Here is a 19,536-nt window from a genome sequence, read left to right as displayed (position 1 = left end):
CAACGCAAGCCTTGATCGACGGGTTCGCCGCGCGCCCCCATCAAATCAAAGCATAGCAACGGCCTCAGGGTTTGCCGGGTTGTGAGCCTTGCGTTCGTCCGCTTTCCCAGCCGCCGCCCAAGGCGAGGAACAAATCGATCTGGCTCATGGCGACCTGGGTGTTGGCCGAGGCCAGTTGCGCCCGTGCATCGGTGTAGGTGCGGGTGGCTTGCAAGTCCGCCAGGAACGACGCGCGACCGGCCTGGAAGAAGCGGTGGGTCTGGTCTGCCGCCAATTGCGCCGACTGTTCGGCGTCCGCCAACGCATCGCGACGCTGAAGTTGCGCGGAATATTGCGCCAGGCCGGTCTGAGTCTCGCGGATGGCGTTGAGCACCACGCCATCGAAATGCGCCAGCGCGCCTTGAGTTGCGAACTCGGCCTCACGGATTCGCGCGCGGGAGCCGTTGGACGGTACGGTCCAGGTCAGCAACGGACCGAAGCCCCAGCGATTGGTCGACGGTTTGCCAAGGTTTTCCAGGGTGCCGACCGTGCCCACGGTCGCGCCGATGCTGATGTCCGGGTACAACTCGCCGGTGGCAATGCCGATGCCGGCGGTGGCCGCCGCCAACTTGCGCTCGGCCTGGCGCACGTCTGGTCGGCGTTTGAGCAGAGTGGCGCCGTCACCCACCGGCAACAATTGGGTAACTTTCGGCAGCTCGGCGCAGTCACTGGTGCCCGCCGGCAGTTGCTCGACCGGTTTGGCCAGCAGCATCGACAAGCGGAACAACCCGGCCTGACGTGCGGCTTCATAACGCGGCAATTCGGCGCGCAAGGATTTGAATTGGGTTTGCGAACGGGTGACCTGGGTTTCATCGCCGCGTCCGGCATCGCGCAAGCGCTGGGTCAGGGAGGTGCTCTGGGCTTGCAGGTCGAGGGAATGCTGTGCGATCTCCCGCTCTTCGTTGGCCGCACAAACCTGGGTGTAAGCCCGCACCACATCGGCCACCAGGGTGATGCGCGCGGTGTCCGCTGCCGCCTGGGTCGCATCGGCATTGGCCTTGGCCGCTTCGATGCCGCGCTGCAAGGTGCCGAACAAGTCGAACTGATACGAGGTCGTGATGCCGATATCGCCGACGTTGGCCACGGGCACTTTTTCCGGTATCAAGAACGCTTCGCCGGACTCCTGCAAACGCTGGGCGCCGACCTTCACGCCGCCGCTCCAACCGCCCGCCGCCTGCGCTTCGTCGACCTGAGCGCGAGCCCGCGAAAGATTCGCCGCCGCCACCCGCAAATCGGTGTTGGAGGCCATGGCCTGCTGCACCAATTGGTCCAGACGCGGATCCTGATACAACCGCCACCAATCGGCGGGCACCGGTGCCGAGACGACATGTTTGCCGTTCACCGCCAGGTCGCCCTGAAAGTCTTCACGGTGCACGGCGGCCTCGTCCGGCAAGTGATAATCCGGCCCCACTACCTGACAGGCCGACAGCAACAAGCCCAATCCGGCAACCGCCAAACCCGAGGCCCTGCTCATTTCGCCGGCCCCCCGATTTGATCGTCGATGATCGACACGGTGGCCGTACGCCCGGCAATCATGCGGAAATCTTCCGGCACCTCATCGAAAGCGATTCGCACCGGAATCCGCTGGGCCAGCCGCACCCAACTGAACGCCGGGTTGACGTTGGGCAACAGGTTGCTGCCGCTGCTGCGGTCACGGTCTTCGATGCCGGCGACGATGCTTTCGACATGCCCGCGCAGGCGCGCACGGTCGCCGATCACCCGAATATCAACGCTCTGGCCGACATGAATGCCGTCCAGTTTGGTTTCTTCGAAATAGCCGTCGATATGGAAGGAGTTACTGTCCACCACCGACAACACTGGCCGCCCGGCGCTGACGAACTCCTGGGAGCGTGGCGCCCGGTCGTTGACGTAGCCATCCACCGGGCTGCGGATCACCGAGCGGTCAAGGTTGAGCTGGGCGCTGTCCACCGTTACTTGCGCTTCCATCAACGCCACTTCGGCGCGCGCCACCCGGGACTGGCTTTCTTCCAGTTGCTCGGCCGGGACCAGATTGCCCAAGCCACGGTTACGCTTGGCCTCGCGCTGGGCCTGGGCCAAGGTTTCCTGACGATCGGCGACCGCCGCTTTGGCTTGGCGCAGGGCCAGCTTGAAGCGGTCCTGATCGATGCTGAACAGCACCTGGCCGCGTTTCACCCACTGGTTGTCGCGCACCTCCACTTGCTGGATCAGCCCCGATACATCCGGGGCAATCTGCACGATGTCGGCACGGATGTGCCCGTCCCGGGTCCAGGGCGCGAACATGTAATACATGACCATGCGCCAGACCACGACAATCGCGAAGGTCACGATCAACAACGTCAGGACCACACGGCCGAGGGTCAATAAAGGTTTTTTCATGTCATCAGGTATCGACTGAGTGAATCCACAGCGCCGAGCAGCACAGCGTAGAGAGCCACGTTGAACAATGCCCGGTGCCAGACCAGACGGTAAAAGTGCAGGCGCGTCAGCACCCCGTGCACCAACAGGAACAACACGTAGGTAATGCCCATCAGCACCAGCAGCGTGGGCAGGAACACCCCGCTGATATCCAGATCACCGATCATAAAGGCGCTCCATCGATGCCATGGGGAAGCGGTTCCTCGAGTTCGCCCGTGCCGACAAACTCGACGCCCGGCAACAGCGCCAGACGCAGGCCGCTCAAGGCGTGCAGCAAATGCAGACGGGTTTCGTGATCACCTTGGCCGCCGAGGGCGCGGCGGGTGCGATCGAGGGTCATCAGCAACGGGCCAGGCGCGGGCAGACGTTCACCGGCCTTGAGGCAGGCCTTGAAGTACTCGCCGACTTCAGCCACCACCTGGCGCAGCAGCGTTTGCGGCGCACCGGGCACTCGCGGCGAATAGGCGAGCAGGTCCAGCAGATTCAGGGCCACGCGCACTTCGCGCAGGGCGATGCCGGTGTCCTGGCCGGTCATGGCCAGTCGCGGCAAATGCTGCATCAGGCGATCAAGCATCTGCACGCCCATGTGTCGGTGTTCGGCCAGCGTGGCCGGCTCGGTCAGGCCGACGATGTCGCGCCAGCTGAAACGGGTCAGGCGCTTGGCCGCCAGTTCCGCACCGAATGGCCGGGCTATCAGGGTCCAGATGAACGCGAACAGCAAACCCATGGGCCCGGCCAGGTTGGAGTTGGTGAAACTGAGAAAATCCGCGTCGTAGGCGCCCTGAATGCTGATGAAGGACGAGGTGTTGACGATGGTCAGCAACATCCCCAGATAAAAACGCGGCTGCACTGTCAGGGTGCCGACGCAAATGAACGGTATGGCGAACGCCAGCACCAGCATCGGGAAGTCATGCAGGTTCGGCAGGATCAGAAACAGATAAAGGCCGGCGAACAGCACCGACATCGCGGTCCAGAAAAAGAACCGGTAGATCTGCGGCGCCGGGTCGTCCATCGACGCAAAGAAACTGCACGCCACCGCCGCCAGGATCACCGCGCTGCCGCCGTCGGTCCAGCCGAGCAGAATCCACAGCACCGAGGCGACGATGATCGCGGTGACCGTAGAAGCCGCCGAATAGAGCATCAAGCCACGGTCGAGAAACGGTGACAGTCGCCCCAGGCGCCAGTGCCGATACACCGCGCGCCAGTTGTCCTGACTCTCGCACTGAATGGCGTATTGCAGGCTGCGACAGTCTTGCCACAGGTCGATCCACTCGCCGAGGCGATACAGCGCGTTGGAAAACAGCAACTGCTTGCGATCGTCCAGCGCCTCGGCACTTGGCTGCAGCGCTTCGAGCCGGTTTTTCAGGGCCTGCCAGCGGTCGAGATCAGCGTCTTTGTGGTCAAGCCATTCGCTGGTTGCGATCAGCAGTGGCGCGAACTTATCCACAAGCTCCGGCGTGCGCCGCTCGAGGGCATAAAGCGCATCGTCGAGGGCGTCGATCACCGGCAACAGATGGATCATCCGCCCGCGCAGCTCCTTGGTGTTGCGCACCGTTTGCGCTCGCGCGCCCTCGTGCGGCAGCTGACCGATCATCAATTCCAGGCTGTTGAAGTTCGCCACCATCGATGAACGCAAGGCGCTGACTTCCTCCGGCTGCACATTGCGGCTAAGGAAACGCAGGCTGTAGGTTGAGGCATCGGCAAACCATTTGTTCACCGAGTCGTTGAACACCGGCGCCAGCCGCCGTGGCCAGAACATGGCGCCGACGACCGCCGCGCAGGCGATGCCGAGAAAGATCTCTTCGGTCCGCGCCTCGGCCACGTCCCACACCGCCAAAGGGTTAGCCACCACCGGCAAGGCGATCAGCGGCAAGGTGTAACCGGCGAGCATCAAGGCGTAGTTGTTGGCGGTACGCAGGTGCAAGGACAGGAACAGCAAAATCCCGGTCCACAGCGCGATGACCACCACCAGCACATAAGGGCTCTGAACGAACATCGGCACAAACAACACCGCCGCCGCGGCACCGAGCAAGGTACCCGCCGCGCGGTACAACGCCTTGGAGCTGGTAGGGCCGAGGAACGGGCTGGAAACGATGTACACCGTGGCCATCGCCCAATACGGACGTGGCATTTGCATGAGCATGGCGATGTACAGCGCAATCATCGAGGCCGCAAACGTGCGCACACCGTAGAACCAGTCCCGCGCCGGGGGCACGCCGGTGAAAAAAACGCTCAAGGCTGAACCACCGGTAGATGATTGGCCGCTTCGAAGGCTTTGAGTACCCGCAGTGCCGCTTCCAGATCACTCTGGTCGATGCCTTCGAGCACGTCCTGGCGCAATCGCACCAACTCAGCTTCGACCGCCTGCACCAACTCGCGACCGGTCGCGGTCAGGCTCAGGCATTTGGCGCGCCGGTCATGAGCGTCTTCGGTACGGCAGACGTAACCGGCATGACACAACTGATCCAGCAGCCGCACCAGAGACGGGCTCTCCATCCCCGCCGCCTGCGCGACCGTCACCTGCCGCACACCCTCGCCCAAACGCCCGATCATCAACAGCGGGACGGCGCAGGCTTCGGAGATTCCATAGTTGACCAGCGTGGTCTGGCAGATCTTCCGCCAATGCCTGGCGGCCACCACCATGGAGCTGCTGATGTTCATCTGGAGAGCGGCGAGGTTCTTTGGCACGAGGGAATGCACACACTGTTAGTTTGCTAACTATCAATATGGCATTCGAGGGGAAAGTTGGTCAAGTTTTGAAACAAATTGGCGAGCAACGGCCAGACGCGGAAAAAGCTAACAAACTCAGTTTCTGCCCAGTTTTTTTTACCACTCACCAGTTTTTTTTACATTTCGCCATTTTTCTCCAGATTTTTTTACACCCCCCGCCCCTTCCTCAGCATTACATCCAGCTGATCCACCACCTCCGCCCAATCCGCGTCATCCAGAATTTCCTCACGCAGCAACTCTGCCTGGCTCTCGCTCCAGAAGAATGCGTCCGCCAGGTGCAGTTCGGGTTTGAGCGGCGAGTGGGTAGCGATGAATTTATCAATGCTTTCGGGGTCGTCAGGCAGGCCGAGTTGTTTGAACAGGGCCGGGAGGCTGTGGGTGGGGGATTCCATGTGGGGCTCCTTTGTGATCGCGTATTGGATGGGTGACTGTGGCGCGGCCATTCGCGGGCAAGCCTCGCTCCTACAGGGACGCGCGGTCGAATGTAGGAGCGAGGCTTGCCCGCGATGACGGCAGTTATGTCGACACTAGGCCGACAGACTCAACTCGCAGACCTCGGCATGCGGCACCATTTTCAGATATTCAGGCACGCTCATGTGTACCAGGTTGTTGTGGTTGCCGGCTTCGAGGTAGATGTCTTGCTGCCGGGTCAGCAATGGGTCGATGACCATGTCCAGGCCATAGGATTCGCCCAATGCAGGCACAGCGCCGCGTTCGCAATCGTCGAACAGGTGCGGCAGGTTGCTTTCCCGGGTGACTTGCCATTCGCTGCTGCCACGGACTTTGCTCAGGTCCAGGTGACGGCTGGCGGGCAGTACGGCCATCAAGTAATGCCCGTGGCGATCGTCGAGGATCACCGATTTGGCCACCCGTTCAGCAGGAATGCCTGCGAGCCGCGCCGTTTCAAGGCTGCTGGCCGAGTGCGGATGGGAAACGATGTCATATTCGCAGTGCGCCTTGTCCAGGCTGGTCTGCACGGTTTTTGCCATACGCATGATGCACCTCGGTGTCCGCAACAACGAATGGCGGACGATGGTTAGAATTTTTTCTCTCCATTAAAAGTCTAGGCCCGCGGGTGGAATCCGGCGGGAAATCCGCCCGTCGGAGGCGGTCAACAACTGGTCAAAATTCATACAGCCACAGGCTCAACTAGACTTGTACACAGAGCCACGAACGGCTCGCGGACGGATGACTCTCCCGGAGGGTCAAGTGAACATTCGTTGCTGTGTAATTGCGCTGCTGTTGGCCCTGAGCGGACCGGTTTTCGCAGCGGACACCGTTGTTGTGCTGGTTCCCGACCCGATCGGGATCTGGCTGATCACCTTTGGCATCGCGTTTATGATCGCCGAGGCGGCATTGCCCAATTTCGGCGTGGTCGGTTTTGGCGGCATTGTGATGTTCGTGATCGGCGCACTGATTCTGACCGATGCCGAAGTGCCTGTTCCCTTGATCATCGGCCTGGGGCTGATCAGCGCACTGCTGCTGATTTTCCTGCTGATCCGCGCCTTGAAAACCCGACCGCGCCGCAACTTCAGTGGCGACGCCGAATTGCTGGGCAGCGTGACGCCGATAACGTCGTTGCAGGCTGGCAACGATTATGTCGGCTGGGTGCACCTGCAAGGCGAACAATGGCAAGTCATGAGTGCCACACCACTGAAACCGGGACAACAGGTCCGGGTGGTGGCACGCAAGGGTCTACTGCTGCAAGTGGCCGCGACTGACGCGGCACCGGGTGGAGAATAGTCATGGGTCTGCAATTGGGTTTTGCCGCGCTGCTGTTATTGCTGATTGCACTGGCGGGGTCGACTTTCCGCATTCTGCGCGAATACGAACGCGGCGTGGTGTTCCAGCTCGGACGCTTCTGGCAGGTCAAGGGCCCGGGTCTGATCCTGCTGATTCCGGCGGTTCAACAAATGGTTCGTGTCGACCTGCGGACCGTGGTGCTCGACATACCGCCACAAGACGTGATCACCCGCGACAACGTCTCGGTCAAGGTCAATGCAGTGCTGTATTTCCGCGTGCTCGATCCGCAACGGGCGATCATTCAGGTCGAGGACTTTCTCATGGCCACCAGCCAACTGGCCCAGACCACGTTGCGGGCGGTGCTCGGTAAACATGAACTCGATGAATTGCTGGCCGAACGGGAACGGCTGAACGTCGACGTCCAGCAAGTGCTCGATGCCCAGACCGATGCCTGGGGCATCAAGGTGGCCACGGTCGAGATCAAGCACGTGGACCTCAACGAATCGATGATTCGCGCCATCGCCAAACAGGCCGAAGCGGAACGGGAACGTCGGGCCAAGGTGATCCACGCCGAAGGCGAATTGCAGGCCTCGGAAAAACTCATGCAGGCTGCCGAAATGCTCGGGCGTCAGCCGGGGGCCATGCAGTTGCGCTACATGCAGACGCTGAGTTCGATTGCCGGTGACAAGAGTTCGACCATCGTCTTCCCGCTGCCGATCGAATTGCTCAAGGGGATGGCGGATTTGTCGTCAAAATCCTGATCCACCGATAACCTGTGGCGAGGGAGCTTGCTCCCGCTGGGTCGCGAAGCGGCCCCAACATCTGCGACTGCTACGCAGCCGAGCGGGAGCAAGCTCCCTCGCCACAATAAGATTATATTTTGCGCAATTGTTCCAACGCCTCATACGGTTCCCGCGCGCAGCGTTCCACCCGTTCATGAAGCAACGCCGAGGCTTCGCGACGCTTGTCATCGCCGTCGCCGACAAACACCTGCGACGGCTGCTTGGCATGTTGCCCCACCGCTGCAAACACTTGCCGGCGCTGCTCGATGTCCAACGCAAAGAACGCCGCCAACCGCCCCGCCATCGCCTGCGGCAGTTCGCTGTAATTCACCGCCCAGCCACCAAATGCCTGGCATTGCGCCAACCCCGACGCCAGCAATTGCCCCAACCGCCGAGCGATGTAATCCTCACGGCCGCTGAATGGAAATTCGTCATCCAGCACACTGGCGCCGATCATCCCCGGCACCATGTGCACGCCCGGGCGACGCAGATGCGAGACAGCAATCTCCAGCGGATCGCGATAAAGAAACAGCCACGGTGTTTCAGGGAAGCACTCGCGCAGTAACGGCAGTTCACCGATGTTCCAGGCGTCGAGTTTGATCACCAGCCGTTGCTCCACGCCGCACCGGCATTGCCCGTAGGCCGACAGCAATCCTTCGATCGCGGCACGCCGTTCGACGGGGGGTAGATCACTGCGCAACAAGGCATCCAGCGGCGGGGGTTCGCTGATGACGATGTGGTTGTCGAGTTGCGCCAGCATCTGGCTGACCAGGGTCGAGCCACAGCGGGAGGCGTGAAAAATAAAGGCGCTCGGCGTCAGGCCGGGGCTGCAAGCCTGCCAGTCCGCAAGGGTCGACAATGCCGTTTTTCGGCGGAATGCCTGATTGAACGGCAGTCGCAGCGCATCCTCCACGGCGTCACGAAAAAACGGCTGATGCAGCCGCGTGTCACCGAACCAGCACCAATCGACTTGCCATTGCCCAGCCTCTTGCCACACGCGAATCGGCAACCAGCCCTCGAAGTTCAGGCGCTCCATTGTTCAGTCCACTGGCGGCGACCGTCGCGCATCGCCGCGCGCAATTCTTCGCGGGTGAACACGAGGCCACGCTCGGCGGCCAACGCCAGGGTGCGGTCGATAAAGGCTTCGTTGTCCGGCAAACCTTGCAAGGTCTTGCACAGCTGCGGATCGCTGGCCAACAGTGCCTTGAATTGCTCTAAAGCTTGATCACCGATTTGCGGCGACGGCGTGGTTGCCAGCCCGTCGATAATCGCCTGCTCCAGCCAGGCGCCGGGCCGGCAATCGAGCACCAGATGAATCCGTGCCCGGGTATCGCGATTGTCCACGCGATGAGGTCGCGCCAGGTCGAGATACCAGCATTCACCAGCGGTCATCGGCATGCGCTGGCCGTCCAGCATGAAGTCCACTTGAGGGGGGCTGAGCAGCGGGATGTGCAGACGCAAGTCCGCATCCGGCTCGCCCAGGTCATAGTCACGATGCTCATGGATGCGCCCGCCCGGGCCAAGTCGCAACAGGCGCGCGCAGACGATCTCCAGCGGCAGATCCCGCAGCCCTTGCTGCCATCGACCATCCCGTCGCCAGGGTTCGCGCACTCGAGGCTCACCGCTTCCGGGCGCCAGCTCGGTCAAGGCATCGGCCGCGGAAATCAGCGCCACGCCGCTCCAGTCACCTGTGTAGTAAGCGCTGTTGAAATGACCGTGCCAGTCGTCCTCACCGATCGCCGCCAGCGCCTGCAACAGCAACGGCAAATCCACCGTCACCGGCAATCGGGAGAATGCCGGCCGGCTCATCGTTTTGGCAGCACCGCGCATTCGCCGAGCCAGGTCAGCAAACGGTCAAGACAGGCCTCGACCGATTGCGCGCCCGTATCGAGCACCAGCGACGCACACGGCGGTGGTTCGTAAGGCGCGGAAACACCGGTGAAGCCCGCCAACTCACCCCGTCGAGCCCGGGCGTAATGACCTTTGGGATCACGCTGTTCACACACCGTCAAAGAGGCGCTGCACCAGACTTCGCGGTAATCCTCGCCCAGCCGTCGGGCAAACAGTTCGCGCAACTCCACCAAGGGCGCAATCATCGCGAGGATGACAATCTGCCCATTCTCGACCAACAGCGCCGCCACTTCGCTGGCGCGGCGGATGTTTTCCAGGCGATCACTGTCGGTGAACCCCAGATCGCGATTGAGCCCGACCCGCAGTCCATCGCCATCGAGCACCACACTCTGCACGCCATGTTCGAACAGCTCGGCGTGCAGTGCCTGGGCCAATGTCGACTTGCCCGCCGCCGGTAAACCGGTCAGCAGAATCGCCGTGCCGCGATGGCCGTTGCGGGCCTCCCGTTGGGCGCGGCTGATGCTCGCCGTCGGCGCCAACAGGTTAGCGGACCGGGGCATGGGCCACCGGCGGTACTGAGATATCGCCCGCCGCCCACGCCGCTTCGCGATTGGCCAGTGCGGTGGCGATGGACTGGACTTCGGTAGATTGCACTTCGTCCGGCAGCGGATCGAGACCGGCGCTGGCGAAGATTTGCCCGTAAGCGTTGCGCAGGTCAGCGTAGGACAGGTCGCGACGCAGATCGGCCTGCAACGTGTTCAGTTCGCCCTGGATCAGATCCAGTTCGCCCAGCCCGGCCGCCTGATAGCGGTTGCGCAGCTGGCCGATGATTTGCCCGTCGATGTTCGACAACTGCTGATTGGTCTGGAACTGCCGCAGTGCTTCGCGGTAGTTGGCGTTGGCCACGTAGAGCTGGGCCAACACTGCGATGGACATCGCCTGACGACGTGCCGCGGCGACTTCTTCGCCGGCCTTGGCGACATCGATCGCGGCGGGTGCGGAAATCACATTGAACAGGTTCCAGGTGACTTTCACCCCGTAATCCGCCCAGCTCTGTTCCACCAAAAACGAGTTGCTGTCGTAATGCCCGCCAGCGGAGAACTCCAGCCCTGGTAACAGGCGCAGCATGGCTTTGCGGGTTTCGGCCGCGCTGATGCGGGTCTGGTAATCCTGCTCGCGCAACTCCGGCCGACTGGTCAGGGCTTCCTGCTCCAGGCTGGCGAGGTCGACCTTGAGTTCCGGAATGTCGTAATCGTCCTGGGTCGCCAGCGTCAGCTCGGTATTCAGTGGCAGGTTGATCAGGGTCGCCAACTCGGTTTTTGCCAGCGACAGCGCGCGGCGTTGCTCTTCCAGTTGCCGGGTGGCTTCGATCAGCGAGCGCTGATAAGCCAACGACTGGATCGGATCGCCGATACGCTGTTGGCTCATGCTCTGGCTATTCTCACGGGCGGTATCGACCCGGGCCATCAGGCTGTCGATTTGCTTGAGCAAACGTTCGGCGGCCACGGCTCGCCAATAGGCCGAGCGCACGTCCTGGACGATGGTGTTGATCACCTTGCGCCGACGTTCCTGCACGATCAGCCGCTGATCGCCCTGCTGCTTGGCGCTGATGTAGCTGACGCCGAAGTCGAGCACGTTCCAGACCATGGTCAGGTCCGCCACGTCACGGTCGCGGTCCTGGGAGGTCGACGGTTCCAGAGACTGGGTGCCGGTGCGCACGCTCTGGCTGCTGGAGGCGTTGACGTTGTTGCGCCCCACGTAACCGGCATCCAGCGCCATGCGCGGCAGCATGTCGAAACTGGCGAGGTCAAGTTGGCGCTTGGCCAGGGCTTCTTCCATGATCTTGAGCCGGCCTTCGAGGTTGTATTTCACCGCGCGGGCCATGGCCTGGTGCAGGGTCAGCGGGCCGCTGAGGGGCTCCTGACCCTTGTACATGTTTTGCAGATCGCTTTTGGCGCGCTGTTGGCTGACGCTGCGTTCGATCGGTTGACTGGTGACTGCACATCCGCTGATCGCCAGCGCCAGCAGGCTGGCGCCGAACAACTTATGACTTCTTTTCATCCTTGTATTGCCCCCGGTGCCGCACTGCTTTAATGATTTTTCAGGCCTGCATTTCACTGATGCCGACCTGTTGCAAAGCCGCGGCCAGGCTGTCGACCTGCCGTTGCTCGGTGTCTTTGAGCTGTTGTAATTGCTGGCCAAGACTCGGTGCGCCAAACACGCCGCGCAGCCCTTGGGAAACATCCCCCGCCCTGATTGACTGATTACCAAAGGTGTTCAGCGAATCCCCCTCGCTACTGGTGGCCTGATTGAACAGGCTCGACAGCGTGCTGCTGCCGAAGACCCCGCCATCGCCCCCGCCAAAGCCGAGGAAGCCGTGGCCTGAGCCATCGCCACCGTTGTCGCTGCTGGTGAATACCTGGGCAATGAAACTCGGCGTCAGCGCCCCGTGGTTTATGAAAATGTCGCCCAGAGGCCGAATGCCATTGCCCATCACCCGTTGTTCAAACAACGGGGCAAAGGTCAGTGGCGAGCCGAGATCGCCAGTGGGTGGGGTGAAGATGATCGGTTGCAATGGCACGTTCGGTGGATCGGCCACGACCACCGGTGTCAACACCAAGGGGGGTGGCGTCGGTACGGTGTTGATTGTGTAGTTATTGGATACCGCGACGCTGGCGCCCAGGTTGCCCGCCAGGTCCGTCACATTGCTGGTGTCCAGCGCAATGAAGTTGCTCGGGTCGGTAATGTTCGCGGTGGGCGTGAAGGTCCCGGTCCAGGTCTTGCCGCCATCGCTGCTGGCCAGATTGGTCAGTTCACCATTGGTCACGCTCAAGTCCGACAAGTCGAAGTTGCTGACCGCTTCGCTGAATGTGAAGGTCACCAGTGTCGTCTGGCCAATTCCCAACACCGGATTGGCAACCACGATGCTGACGGTCGGACGGGTCGCATCAAGTGCGTAGTTGTTGGAGATGGCGATGCTGGCGCCGGCATTGCCCGCGGCGTCGAGCACATTGCCGGTGTCGAGCAGGATCAGGTTGGTCGCATCGTTGACGCTCGCGGTCGGCGTGAGTGTGGCGGTCCAGGTCACTCCGCCGTCGCTGCTGGCCAGGTTGGACAACACGCCATTGGCCACGCTGAGGTCGGACAGGTCGAAACCGGACACCGCTTCGCTGAAGGTAAAGGTCACCGTGGTGGTCTCGCCGATACCCAGTTTATTGTCCGCGACCACAATGGTCGCGGTTGGACGCACGGTGTCGATGGCGTAGTTGTTGGAGTCGGTCACACCGACGCCGCTGTTGCCCGACACGTTGGTCACACCGCTGTTGTCCAGGCGGATCAGGTTAGTGGTGTCCGTGACGCTGGCGGCAGGCGTGAAAGTCGCCGTCCAGGTCACGCCGCCATCGCTGGAAGAAACACTGCTGAGGGTGCCGTTGGCGACCGTCAGGTCAGCATTGGTGAAACCGCTCACCGCTTCGCTGAAGGTAATGGTCACCAGCGAGGTTTCACCGGCCTTGAGGGCACTGTCGGCAACGACGATGGTGGCGGTCGGCACCTGGGTTTCCACCACATAGTTGGCCGAGTTGGTGGTGCCCGCTCCAGTGTTGCCGGCCACGTCCGACACGCCGCTGTTGTTCAGGGTAATGATGTTGCTGGCGTCGGTAACCCCGGCAGTCGGGGTGAAGGTCGCGGTCCAGGTGATGCCGCCGTCGCTGCTGCTCACCGCGCTCAAGGTCCCGTTGGCGACGCTCAAGTCACTGTTGTCGAAACCCGTCACCGCTTCGCTGAAGGTGATGGTCACCAGGGCCGTTTCCCCCGGTTTCAAGGTCGAATCACTCAACACGATGGTGGCCGTCGGACGCTGGCTGTCGATGGCGTAGTTGTTGGAATCAGTGGTGCCGCTGCCGGCGTTGCCCGCCAGGTCGCTGATCCCGGTGTTGTCCAGGGTGATCAGGTTAGTGGTGTCGTTGATGCCCGCCGAAGGCGTGAAGGTCGCCGTCCAGGTGATGCCGCCATCGCTGCTGCTCACCGCACTCAGCGTACCGTTGGCGATGGTCAGGTCGGCGTTGGTGAAACCGCTCACCGCTTCGCTGAAGGTGATGGTCACGAGCGAGGTTTCGCCGATTTGCAGCGCCGTGTCCGCGACCACGATGGTAGCCGTCGGGCGCACGGTGTCGATCGCGTAGTTGTTGGAATCGGTGGTGCCGCTGCCCACGTTACCGGAGGCGGCCGCCTGCACGCCGGTGTTGTCCAGGGTGATCAGGTTGGTCGCGTCGGTGATGCTGGCGGTCGGGGTGAACGTGGCCGTCCAGGTGATGCCGCCATCGCTGCTGCTCACTGCCGTGAGCGTACCGTTGGCGATGGTCAGGTCGGCATTGGTGAAACCGGTCACCGCTTCACTGAAGGTAATGGTCACCAGCGACGTTTCACCGATTTTCAGCGCGTTGTCGGCCACCACGATGGTGGCCGTTGGCAGCACCGTATCGATGGTGTAGTTGCCTGAGTTGGTGGTGCCACTGCCGGTGTTGCCCGCCACATCGGTCACACCGGTATTGTTCAGGGTGATGACGTTGCTCGTGTCATTCACGCCGGCGGTTGGGGTGAAGGTCGCGGTCCAGGTGATGCCGCCATCGCTGCTGCTCACTGCCGTGAGCGTACCGTTGGCGATGGTCAGGTCGGCATTGGTGAAACCGGTCACCGCCTCGGAGAAGGTGATCGTCACCAACGATGTTTCTCCGGCACTCAGGGCGGCGTCCGCCAGGACGATGGTGGCCGTCGGGCGTTGGCTGTCGACGGCGTAATTGTTGGAGTCGGTAGTGCCGCTTCCAGTATTGCCGGCCCCATCGGTCACCCCGGTGTTGTCCAGGGTAATCAGGTTGGTCGCATCGGTGATGCTCGCTGCCGGTGTGAGGGTGGCGGTGTAGGTGATGTTATCGCTGGTGCTCAGACTGCTCAGGGTACCGTTGCTCACCGTCAGGTCGGCGAGGCTGAAGCCGGTCACCGCCTCGGAGAAGGTGATGGTCACCACTGATGTCTGACCCACCGCCAGCGCCGAGTCCGCGACCACGATGGTGGCCGTCGGGCGCACGGTATCGATGGCGTAGTTGTTCGAATCGGTGGTGCCGCTGCCCACGTTACCGGAAGCGGCCGCCTGCACGCCGGTGTTGTCCAGGGTGATCAGGTTGGTCGCGTCGGTGATGGCGCTGGTCGGTGTGAACGTGGCCGTCCAGGTGATGCCGCCGTCGCTGCTGCTCACCGCGGTGAGCGTACCGTTGGCGATGGTCAGGTCGGCGTTGGTGAAACCGCTCACCGCTTCGCTGAAGGTGATCGTCACCAGTGAGGTTTCACCGATTTTCAGTGCGTTGTCGGCCACCACGATGGTCGCCGTCGGCAGCACCGTATCGATGGTGTAGTTGCCGGAGTTGGTGGTGCCGCTGCCGGTGTTGCCCGCCAGATCACTGACCCCGGTGTTGTTCAGGGTGATGACGTTGCTCGAGTCATTCACACCGACGGTCGGGGTGAAGGTTGCGGTCCAGGTGATGCCGCCGTCACTGCTGCTCACCGCCGTGAGCGTACCGTTGGCGATGGTCAGGTCGGCGTTGGTGAAACCGCTCACCGCTTCGCTGAAGGTAATGGTCACCAGCGAGGTTTCGCCCGCGGTCAGCGTTGTATCGGCCAGCACAATCGTGGCGGTCGGGCGTACCGTGTCGATGGCGTAGTTATTGGAATCGGTGGTGCCGCTGCCGGCGTTGCCCGCCAAATCGCTGATCCCGGTGTTGTCCAGGGTGATCAGGTTGGTGGTGTCGTTGATGCTGGCGCTCGGGGTGAAGGTCGCGGTCCAAGTGATGCCGCCGTCGCTGCTGCTCACCGCAGTGAGTGTGCCGTTGGCGATGGTCAGGTCAGCGTTGGTGAAACCGCTCACCGCTTCGCTGAAGGTGATGGTCACCAGCGAGGTTTCGCCGATTTTCAGTGCCGAGTCCGCGACCACGATAGTGGCCGTCGGGCGCACGGTGTCGATCGCATAGTTGTTGGAATCGGTGGTGCCGCTGCCCACGTTACCGGAGGCGGCCGCCTGCACGCCGGTGTTGTCCAGGGTGATCAGGTTGGTCGCGTCGGTGATGGCGCTGGTCGGTGTGAACGTGGCCGTCCAGGTGATGCCGCCGTCGCTGCTGCTCACCGCCGTGAGCGTACCGTTGGCGATGGTCAGATCAGCGTTGGTGAAACCGCTCACCGCTTCGCTGAAGGTGATCGTCACCAGTGAGGTTTCACCGATTTTCAGCGCGTTGTCGGCCACCACGATGGTCGCCGTCGGCAGCACCGTATCGATGGTGTAGTTGCCGGAGTTGGTGGTGCCGCTGCCGGTGTTGCCCGCCAGATCACTGACCCCGGTGTTGTTCAGGGTGATCAGGTTGGTGGTGTCGTTGATGCCCGCCGAAGGCGTGAAGGTCGCAGTCCAGGTGATGCCGCCATCGCTGCTGCTCACCGCGCTCAGCGTGCCATTGGCGATGGTCAGGTCGGCGTTGGTGAAACCGCTCACCGCTTCGCTGAAGGTAATGGTCACCAGCGAGGTTTCGCCCGCGGTCAGCGTCGTATCGGCCAGCACAATCGTGGCGGTCGGGCGCACGGTGTCGATGGCGTAGTTATTGGAATCGGTGGTGCCGCTGCCGGCGTTGCCCGCCAGGTCGCTGATCCCGGTGTTGTCCAGGGTGATCAGGTTGGTGGTGTCGTTGATGCTGGCGCTCGGGGTGAAGGTCGCGGTCCAGGTGATGCCGCCGTCGCTGCTGCTCACCGCAGTGAGCGTACCGTTGGCGATGGTCAGGTCCGCATTGGTGAAACCGCTCACCGCTTCGCTGAAGGTAATGGTCACCAGCGAGGTTTCGCCGATTTTCAGTGCCGTGTCCGCGACCACGATAGTGGCCGTCGGGCGCACGGTGTCGATGGCATAGTTGTTGGAGTCGGTCGTGCCAATGCCCACGTTACCGCTGGCGGCCGCCTGCACGCCAGAGTTGTCCAGGGTGATCAGGTTGGTCGCGTCGGTGATGCTGGCGGTCGGGGTGAAGGTCGCCGTCCAGGTAATGCCGCCGTCGCTGCTGCTCACCGCCGTGAGTGTACCGTTGGCGATGGTCAGGTCGGCGTTGGTGAAACCGCTCACCGCCTGATCGAAGGTGATGGTCACCAGTGAGGTTTCGCCGATTTTCAGTGCGTTGTCGGCGACCACGATGGTCGCGGTCGGCGGGACGGTGTCGATCATGTAGTTGTTCGAATTGGTGGTGCCGCTGCCGGTGTTGCCCGCCAGATCACTGACCCCGGTATTGTTCAGGGTGATCAGGTTGGTGGTGTCATTGACGCTGGCCGACGGCGTGAAGGTCGCGGTCCAGGTGATGCCGCCATCGCTGCTGCTCACCGCGCTCAGCGTGCCGTTGGCGATGGTCAGGTCGGCGTTGGTGAAACCACTCACCGCTTCGCTGAACGTAATGGTCACCAGCGAGGTTTCACTCGCGGTCAGCGTTGTATCGGCCACCACAATCGTGGCGGTCGGGCGTACCGTATCGATGGCGTAGTTGTTGGAGTCGGTGGTGCCGCTCCCGGCATTGCCCGCCAGGTCGCTGACTCCGGTGTTGTCCAGAGTGATCAGGTTGGTCGTATCGGTGATGCTGGCGGTTGGGGTGAAGGTTCCCGTCCAGGTGATGCCGCCATCGCTGCTGCTCACCGCCGTGAGCGTACCGTTGGCAATCGTCAGGTCCGCGTTGGTGAGACCGGTGACCGCTTCATTGAAGGTGATGGTCACCAGCGAGGTTTCGCCGACTTTCAGCGCATTGTCCGCCACCACGATGGTCGCGGTCGGGCGTACGGTGTCGACCGTGTAGTTATTGGAGTTGGTGGTGCCGACGCCGGCGGTGCCCAGGCCGTTTATCACGCCGGTGTTGTCCAGGGTGATGACGTTGGTCGTATCGGAAATACTGGCGGACGGGGTGAACGTTGCCGTCCAGGTGATGCCGCCATCGCTGCTGCTGACGGCGCTCAGGGTGCCGTTGGGGATAGTCAGGTCCGCGTTGGTGAAACCGGTCACGGCCTCGGAAAAGGTGATCGTCACCAAGGACGTTTCGCCGATGCTCAGTGTGGTGTCGGCGACCACAATGGTCGCGGTCGGCGGTGGCGAATACGCGGTGTTGAGTACGCCACCGTCGTTGTAGATAGTCGAGAAAGAGGTCGGCGAGGTGCCGGTTGAACCTCCGCCCTGCGCGGTACCGCCTGCACCACTGGCTGCGGCATTACCGGCCAGGGCCGCGAAGTTGGCAGCCGTGATCAGTAGCGTGCCTTTGTTCCAGATCGCACCGACGCCCCGGCCGCCAATGCCGCCATTACTGGCATTGCTGCCTTGGCCACCACCACCGCCACCGCCGCCACCGGCGCCGATGTTGTTGCTGATGGTCGACGTGCCGATGACGGTTATGGTGCCGCTGCTGGCGTTGTAGATCCCGCCTACCGCGTTGCCGCCAGCACCACCTACCTTGTCCCAACCGGCCCCGCCGCCGCCACCGCCAATGGAAATCGTGCCATTGGTGGCCGTCGCACCGTTACCGCCGTTGCTGTAATAGGAAACGCCCACCCCGCCAGCACCGCCAGTGGTGGAACCACCGCGACCGCCCATGTGGGTGGCGTCATAACCGCCGCCATAACCACCGACACCGCCGCTGCCCGCCTGGCCGCCCAATGTGCCGGTGCCCGGCCCTGCCGAACCGCCGTGCCCGCCGCCCTGGCCGCCCAATCCGCCACCACCGCCGCCGCCACCGCCGTAAAAAGCGCCCGTGACACCGCCGCCGCCACCACCACCGGAAGCGGCGTTGGAGGTCACGGTAACGTTTTTCAGGGTCAGATTCCCGGCGTTGAAAATCCCCCCTGCCATTGCGCCCGTGGCGCCGTAGCCACCGTTGCCACCGTTGCCCGCCACCAGGCCACGGGTGATCACCAGGCCATCGAGCGTCACGGTACTGCCAGACGCCACTTCAACCACTCGGGTCTTGTACTGACCATCAAGAGTCACATCTGCCACACCGTCGTTGTTCAAGTCGCCATCAACGTAGACGTTCTTGTTGATCAGCAATTCGGAGGTCAATTGCACCGTCATGCCGGTGCTGAATGTGACGATATCGCCGTTCTGCGCCGAGGCGAGGGCGGCACGCAGCGAGCCGACGCCCGTGTTGGCGTTGTTGGTGGCGGTCCAGGTGGCCAGGCCCCACTGATACTCGCTCATGGCCTTGGTCGAGAGTACGTTGGCGCTTTCGATGTTGCCGGTGGCAATTTCCAGATTCCAGTCGCCACCGACCCCGGTGCGGTTGCTGGAAGCGGCGATATCACGGCCGGTCAGTTGCGCCAGCGAGTCGACGAAACTCAAGCCGCGCTCGCCTTCGGCGGTGTAGCAGCCGTAGATCATGATGTCGCCGCCGACGTTCATGTCCTTGCCGATTTCCGCCAGCACGGCGCTGCGGGCCGCGACGTTATCGGCCGACAGATAACTATTACCCAGCCACAGATCGCCTGCGTTGCCGTGGGCAATGATCTGCACCGAACTGATGCCCTGATGGGTGTCGAGGTAGTCGGCAATCTGCTGCAAGCCGTCCTTGCCCGCGTCCAGCTGGACCACCTGAGTGCCCGGCGCGACGCCTTTAAGCAGGCTGTTGGCGTCCTTGACCCGCGAATCGACGAACACCACGCTTTGCCCTGGCACCGCGACAGGTGTCGGGGTTGGCGTGGCATCGGCCTGGCCGTGGGTGTCCTTGCTGGCGACCGACTTGTCGGCAGTCGGTGCCTTGACCGCGTCGGCCGTGGTATGGGTGTCAGCCTGGGCAGTATCGGCCACTGTGGCGGCCACCGCGCCGTCGAACAGCATGCGCGGCTCCAGGGACATGATCATTGGCGTGGCCAGCGCTCGTGCGCCTTGAGTAACCCGCGACTTGCCTTTGCTCCACCACATGCTGCTCACCCGGACTCGAAC

The 19,536-nt window shown here is 62.5% G+C and carries 14 protein-coding genes; 2 read left to right on the top strand and 12 right to left on the bottom strand.

Translation table 11 applies throughout. The features are described 5' to 3' along the window. Positions 1–64 precede the first annotated feature (64 nt). The 7 genes from LOY28_RS00790 to LOY28_RS00760 all read right to left on the bottom strand — a co-directional run bounded on the left by LOY28_RS00790 (position 65) and on the right by LOY28_RS00760 (position 6,161). Positions 65–1,513, bottom strand: a complete 1,449-nt coding sequence (locus tag LOY28_RS00790; RefSeq protein ID WP_064615764.1) for an efflux transporter outer membrane subunit — start codon at positions 1,511–1,513, stop codon at positions 65–67. After that, the gene (locus LOY28_RS00785; protein WP_064615762.1) at positions 1,510–2,397 is read right to left on the bottom strand and encodes an HlyD family secretion protein; all 888 of its coding nucleotides are present in this window, start codon (positions 2,395–2,397) and stop codon (positions 1,510–1,512) included. Before LOY28_RS00785 ends, LOY28_RS00790 begins: the two co-directional genes overlap by 4 nt. Then, positions 2,394–2,603 carry a DUF1656 domain-containing protein gene (locus LOY28_RS00780; RefSeq protein ID WP_018929385.1) on the bottom strand — a complete coding sequence of 70 codons (210 nt, stop codon included), beginning with the start codon at positions 2,601–2,603 and terminating at the stop codon, positions 2,394–2,396. Before LOY28_RS00780 ends, LOY28_RS00785 begins: the two co-directional genes overlap by 4 nt. Then, positions 2,600–4,672 (bottom strand): FUSC family protein, encoded by a 2,073-nt coding sequence (locus LOY28_RS00775; RefSeq protein ID WP_258612931.1) that lies wholly within the window; start codon positions 4,670–4,672, stop codon positions 2,600–2,602. Before LOY28_RS00775 ends, LOY28_RS00780 begins: the two co-directional genes overlap by 4 nt. Next, complete coding sequence (locus LOY28_RS00770; RefSeq protein ID WP_258612930.1) at positions 4,669–5,097, bottom strand: MarR family winged helix-turn-helix transcriptional regulator; 429 nt, start codon at positions 5,095–5,097, stop codon at positions 4,669–4,671. The genes LOY28_RS00775 and LOY28_RS00770 overlap by 4 nt, the downstream gene beginning before the upstream one ends. Before the next feature lie 215 nt (positions 5,098–5,312). Continuing rightward, complete coding sequence (locus LOY28_RS00765; RefSeq protein ID WP_018929387.1) at positions 5,313–5,558, bottom strand: DUF2789 domain-containing protein; 246 nt, start codon at positions 5,556–5,558, stop codon at positions 5,313–5,315. Between the two features lie 135 nt (positions 5,559–5,693). Then, a complete protein-coding gene (locus LOY28_RS00760) occupies positions 5,694–6,161 on the bottom strand; it encodes an aminoacyl-tRNA deacylase (protein ID WP_018929388.1) in 468 nt (155 codons plus the stop codon). Positions 6,162–6,375: 214 nt separating this feature from the next. On the opposite strand from LOY28_RS00760, the gene LOY28_RS00755 reads away from it, so the two are divergent. Beyond that, positions 6,376–6,909 (top strand): NfeD family protein, encoded by a 534-nt coding sequence (locus LOY28_RS00755; RefSeq protein WP_258612929.1) that lies wholly within the window; start codon positions 6,376–6,378, stop codon positions 6,907–6,909. 2 nt (positions 6,910–6,911) lie between these two features. Beyond that, the gene (locus LOY28_RS00750; protein WP_018929390.1) at positions 6,912–7,670 is read left to right on the top strand and encodes a slipin family protein; all 759 of its coding nucleotides are present in this window, start codon (positions 6,912–6,914) and stop codon (positions 7,668–7,670) included. A gap of 112 nt (positions 7,671–7,782) precedes the next feature. Here the strand turns inward: LOY28_RS00750 and LOY28_RS00745 are convergent, their stop codons facing one another. Genes LOY28_RS00745 through LOY28_RS00725 form a run of 5 tightly spaced genes read right to left on the bottom strand, consistent with a single transcriptional unit; the run spans position 7,783 to position 19,515 of the window. Further along, positions 7,783–8,727, bottom strand: coding sequence for a sulfotransferase family protein (locus LOY28_RS00745; RefSeq protein WP_258612928.1), 945 nt, complete (start codon positions 8,725–8,727; stop codon positions 7,783–7,785). After that, the gene (locus tag LOY28_RS00740) at positions 8,715–9,500 is read right to left on the bottom strand and encodes an aspartyl/asparaginyl beta-hydroxylase domain-containing protein (protein WP_258612927.1); all 786 of its coding nucleotides are present in this window, start codon (positions 9,498–9,500) and stop codon (positions 8,715–8,717) included. The genes LOY28_RS00745 and LOY28_RS00740 overlap by 13 nt, the downstream gene beginning before the upstream one ends. Next, complete coding sequence (cysC, locus tag LOY28_RS00735) at positions 9,497–10,102, bottom strand: adenylyl-sulfate kinase (RefSeq protein WP_018929393.1); 606 nt, start codon at positions 10,100–10,102, stop codon at positions 9,497–9,499. Before cysC ends, LOY28_RS00740 begins: the two co-directional genes overlap by 4 nt. Continuing rightward, complete coding sequence (locus LOY28_RS00730; RefSeq protein ID WP_258612926.1) at positions 10,086–11,603, bottom strand: TolC family protein; 1,518 nt, start codon at positions 11,601–11,603, stop codon at positions 10,086–10,088. Before LOY28_RS00730 ends, cysC begins: the two co-directional genes overlap by 17 nt. 40 nt (positions 11,604–11,643) lie before the next feature. Further along, complete coding sequence (locus tag LOY28_RS00725; RefSeq protein ID WP_258612925.1) at positions 11,644–19,515, bottom strand: Ig-like domain-containing protein; 7,872 nt, start codon at positions 19,513–19,515, stop codon at positions 11,644–11,646. Positions 19,516–19,536: the final 21 nt, after the last annotated feature.

Origin of the sequence: Pseudomonas sp. B21-017, from assembly GCF_024749245.1 — a bacterium.
Classification (GTDB): Bacteria; Pseudomonadota; Gammaproteobacteria; order Pseudomonadales; family Pseudomonadaceae; genus Aquipseudomonas.
This window is presented reverse-complemented; position numbering and strand designations above follow the sequence as displayed.

Excerpts from the sequence above, each read along its gene's own strand:
- LOY28_RS00790 (WP_064615764.1), bottom strand. The coding sequence starts at position 1,513 with ATGAGCAGGGCCTCGGGTTTGGCGGTTGCCGGATTGGGCTTGTTGCTG.
- LOY28_RS00785 (WP_064615762.1), bottom strand. The coding sequence starts at position 2,397 with ATGAAAAAACCTTTATTGACCCTCGGCCGTGTGGTCCTGACGTTGTTG.
- LOY28_RS00780 (WP_018929385.1), bottom strand. The coding sequence starts at position 2,603 with ATGATCGGTGATCTGGATATCAGCGGGGTGTTCCTGCCCACGCTGCTG.
- LOY28_RS00770 (WP_258612930.1), bottom strand. The coding sequence starts at position 5,097 with ATGAACATCAGCAGCTCCATGGTGGTGGCCGCCAGGCATTGGCGGAAG.
- LOY28_RS00765 (WP_018929387.1), bottom strand. The coding sequence starts at position 5,558 with ATGGAATCCCCCACCCACAGCCTCCCGGCCCTGTTCAAACAACTCGGC.
- LOY28_RS00760 (WP_018929388.1), bottom strand. The coding sequence starts at position 6,161 with ATGCGTATGGCAAAAACCGTGCAGACCAGCCTGGACAAGGCGCACTGC.
- LOY28_RS00750 (WP_018929390.1), top strand. The coding sequence starts at position 6,912 with ATGGGTCTGCAATTGGGTTTTGCCGCGCTGCTGTTATTGCTGATTGCA.
- LOY28_RS00745 (WP_258612928.1), bottom strand. The coding sequence starts at position 8,727 with ATGGAGCGCCTGAACTTCGAGGGCTGGTTGCCGATTCGCGTGTGGCAA.
- LOY28_RS00740 (WP_258612927.1), bottom strand. The coding sequence starts at position 9,500 with ATGAGCCGGCCGGCATTCTCCCGATTGCCGGTGACGGTGGATTTGCCG.
- cysC (WP_018929393.1), bottom strand. The coding sequence starts at position 10,102 with ATGCCCCGGTCCGCTAACCTGTTGGCGCCGACGGCGAGCATCAGCCGC.
- LOY28_RS00730 (WP_258612926.1), bottom strand. The coding sequence starts at position 11,603 with ATGAAAAGAAGTCATAAGTTGTTCGGCGCCAGCCTGCTGGCGCTGGCG.
- LOY28_RS00725 (WP_258612925.1), bottom strand. The coding sequence starts at position 19,515 with ATGTGGTGGAGCAAAGGCAAGTCGCGGGTTACTCAAGGCGCACGAGCG.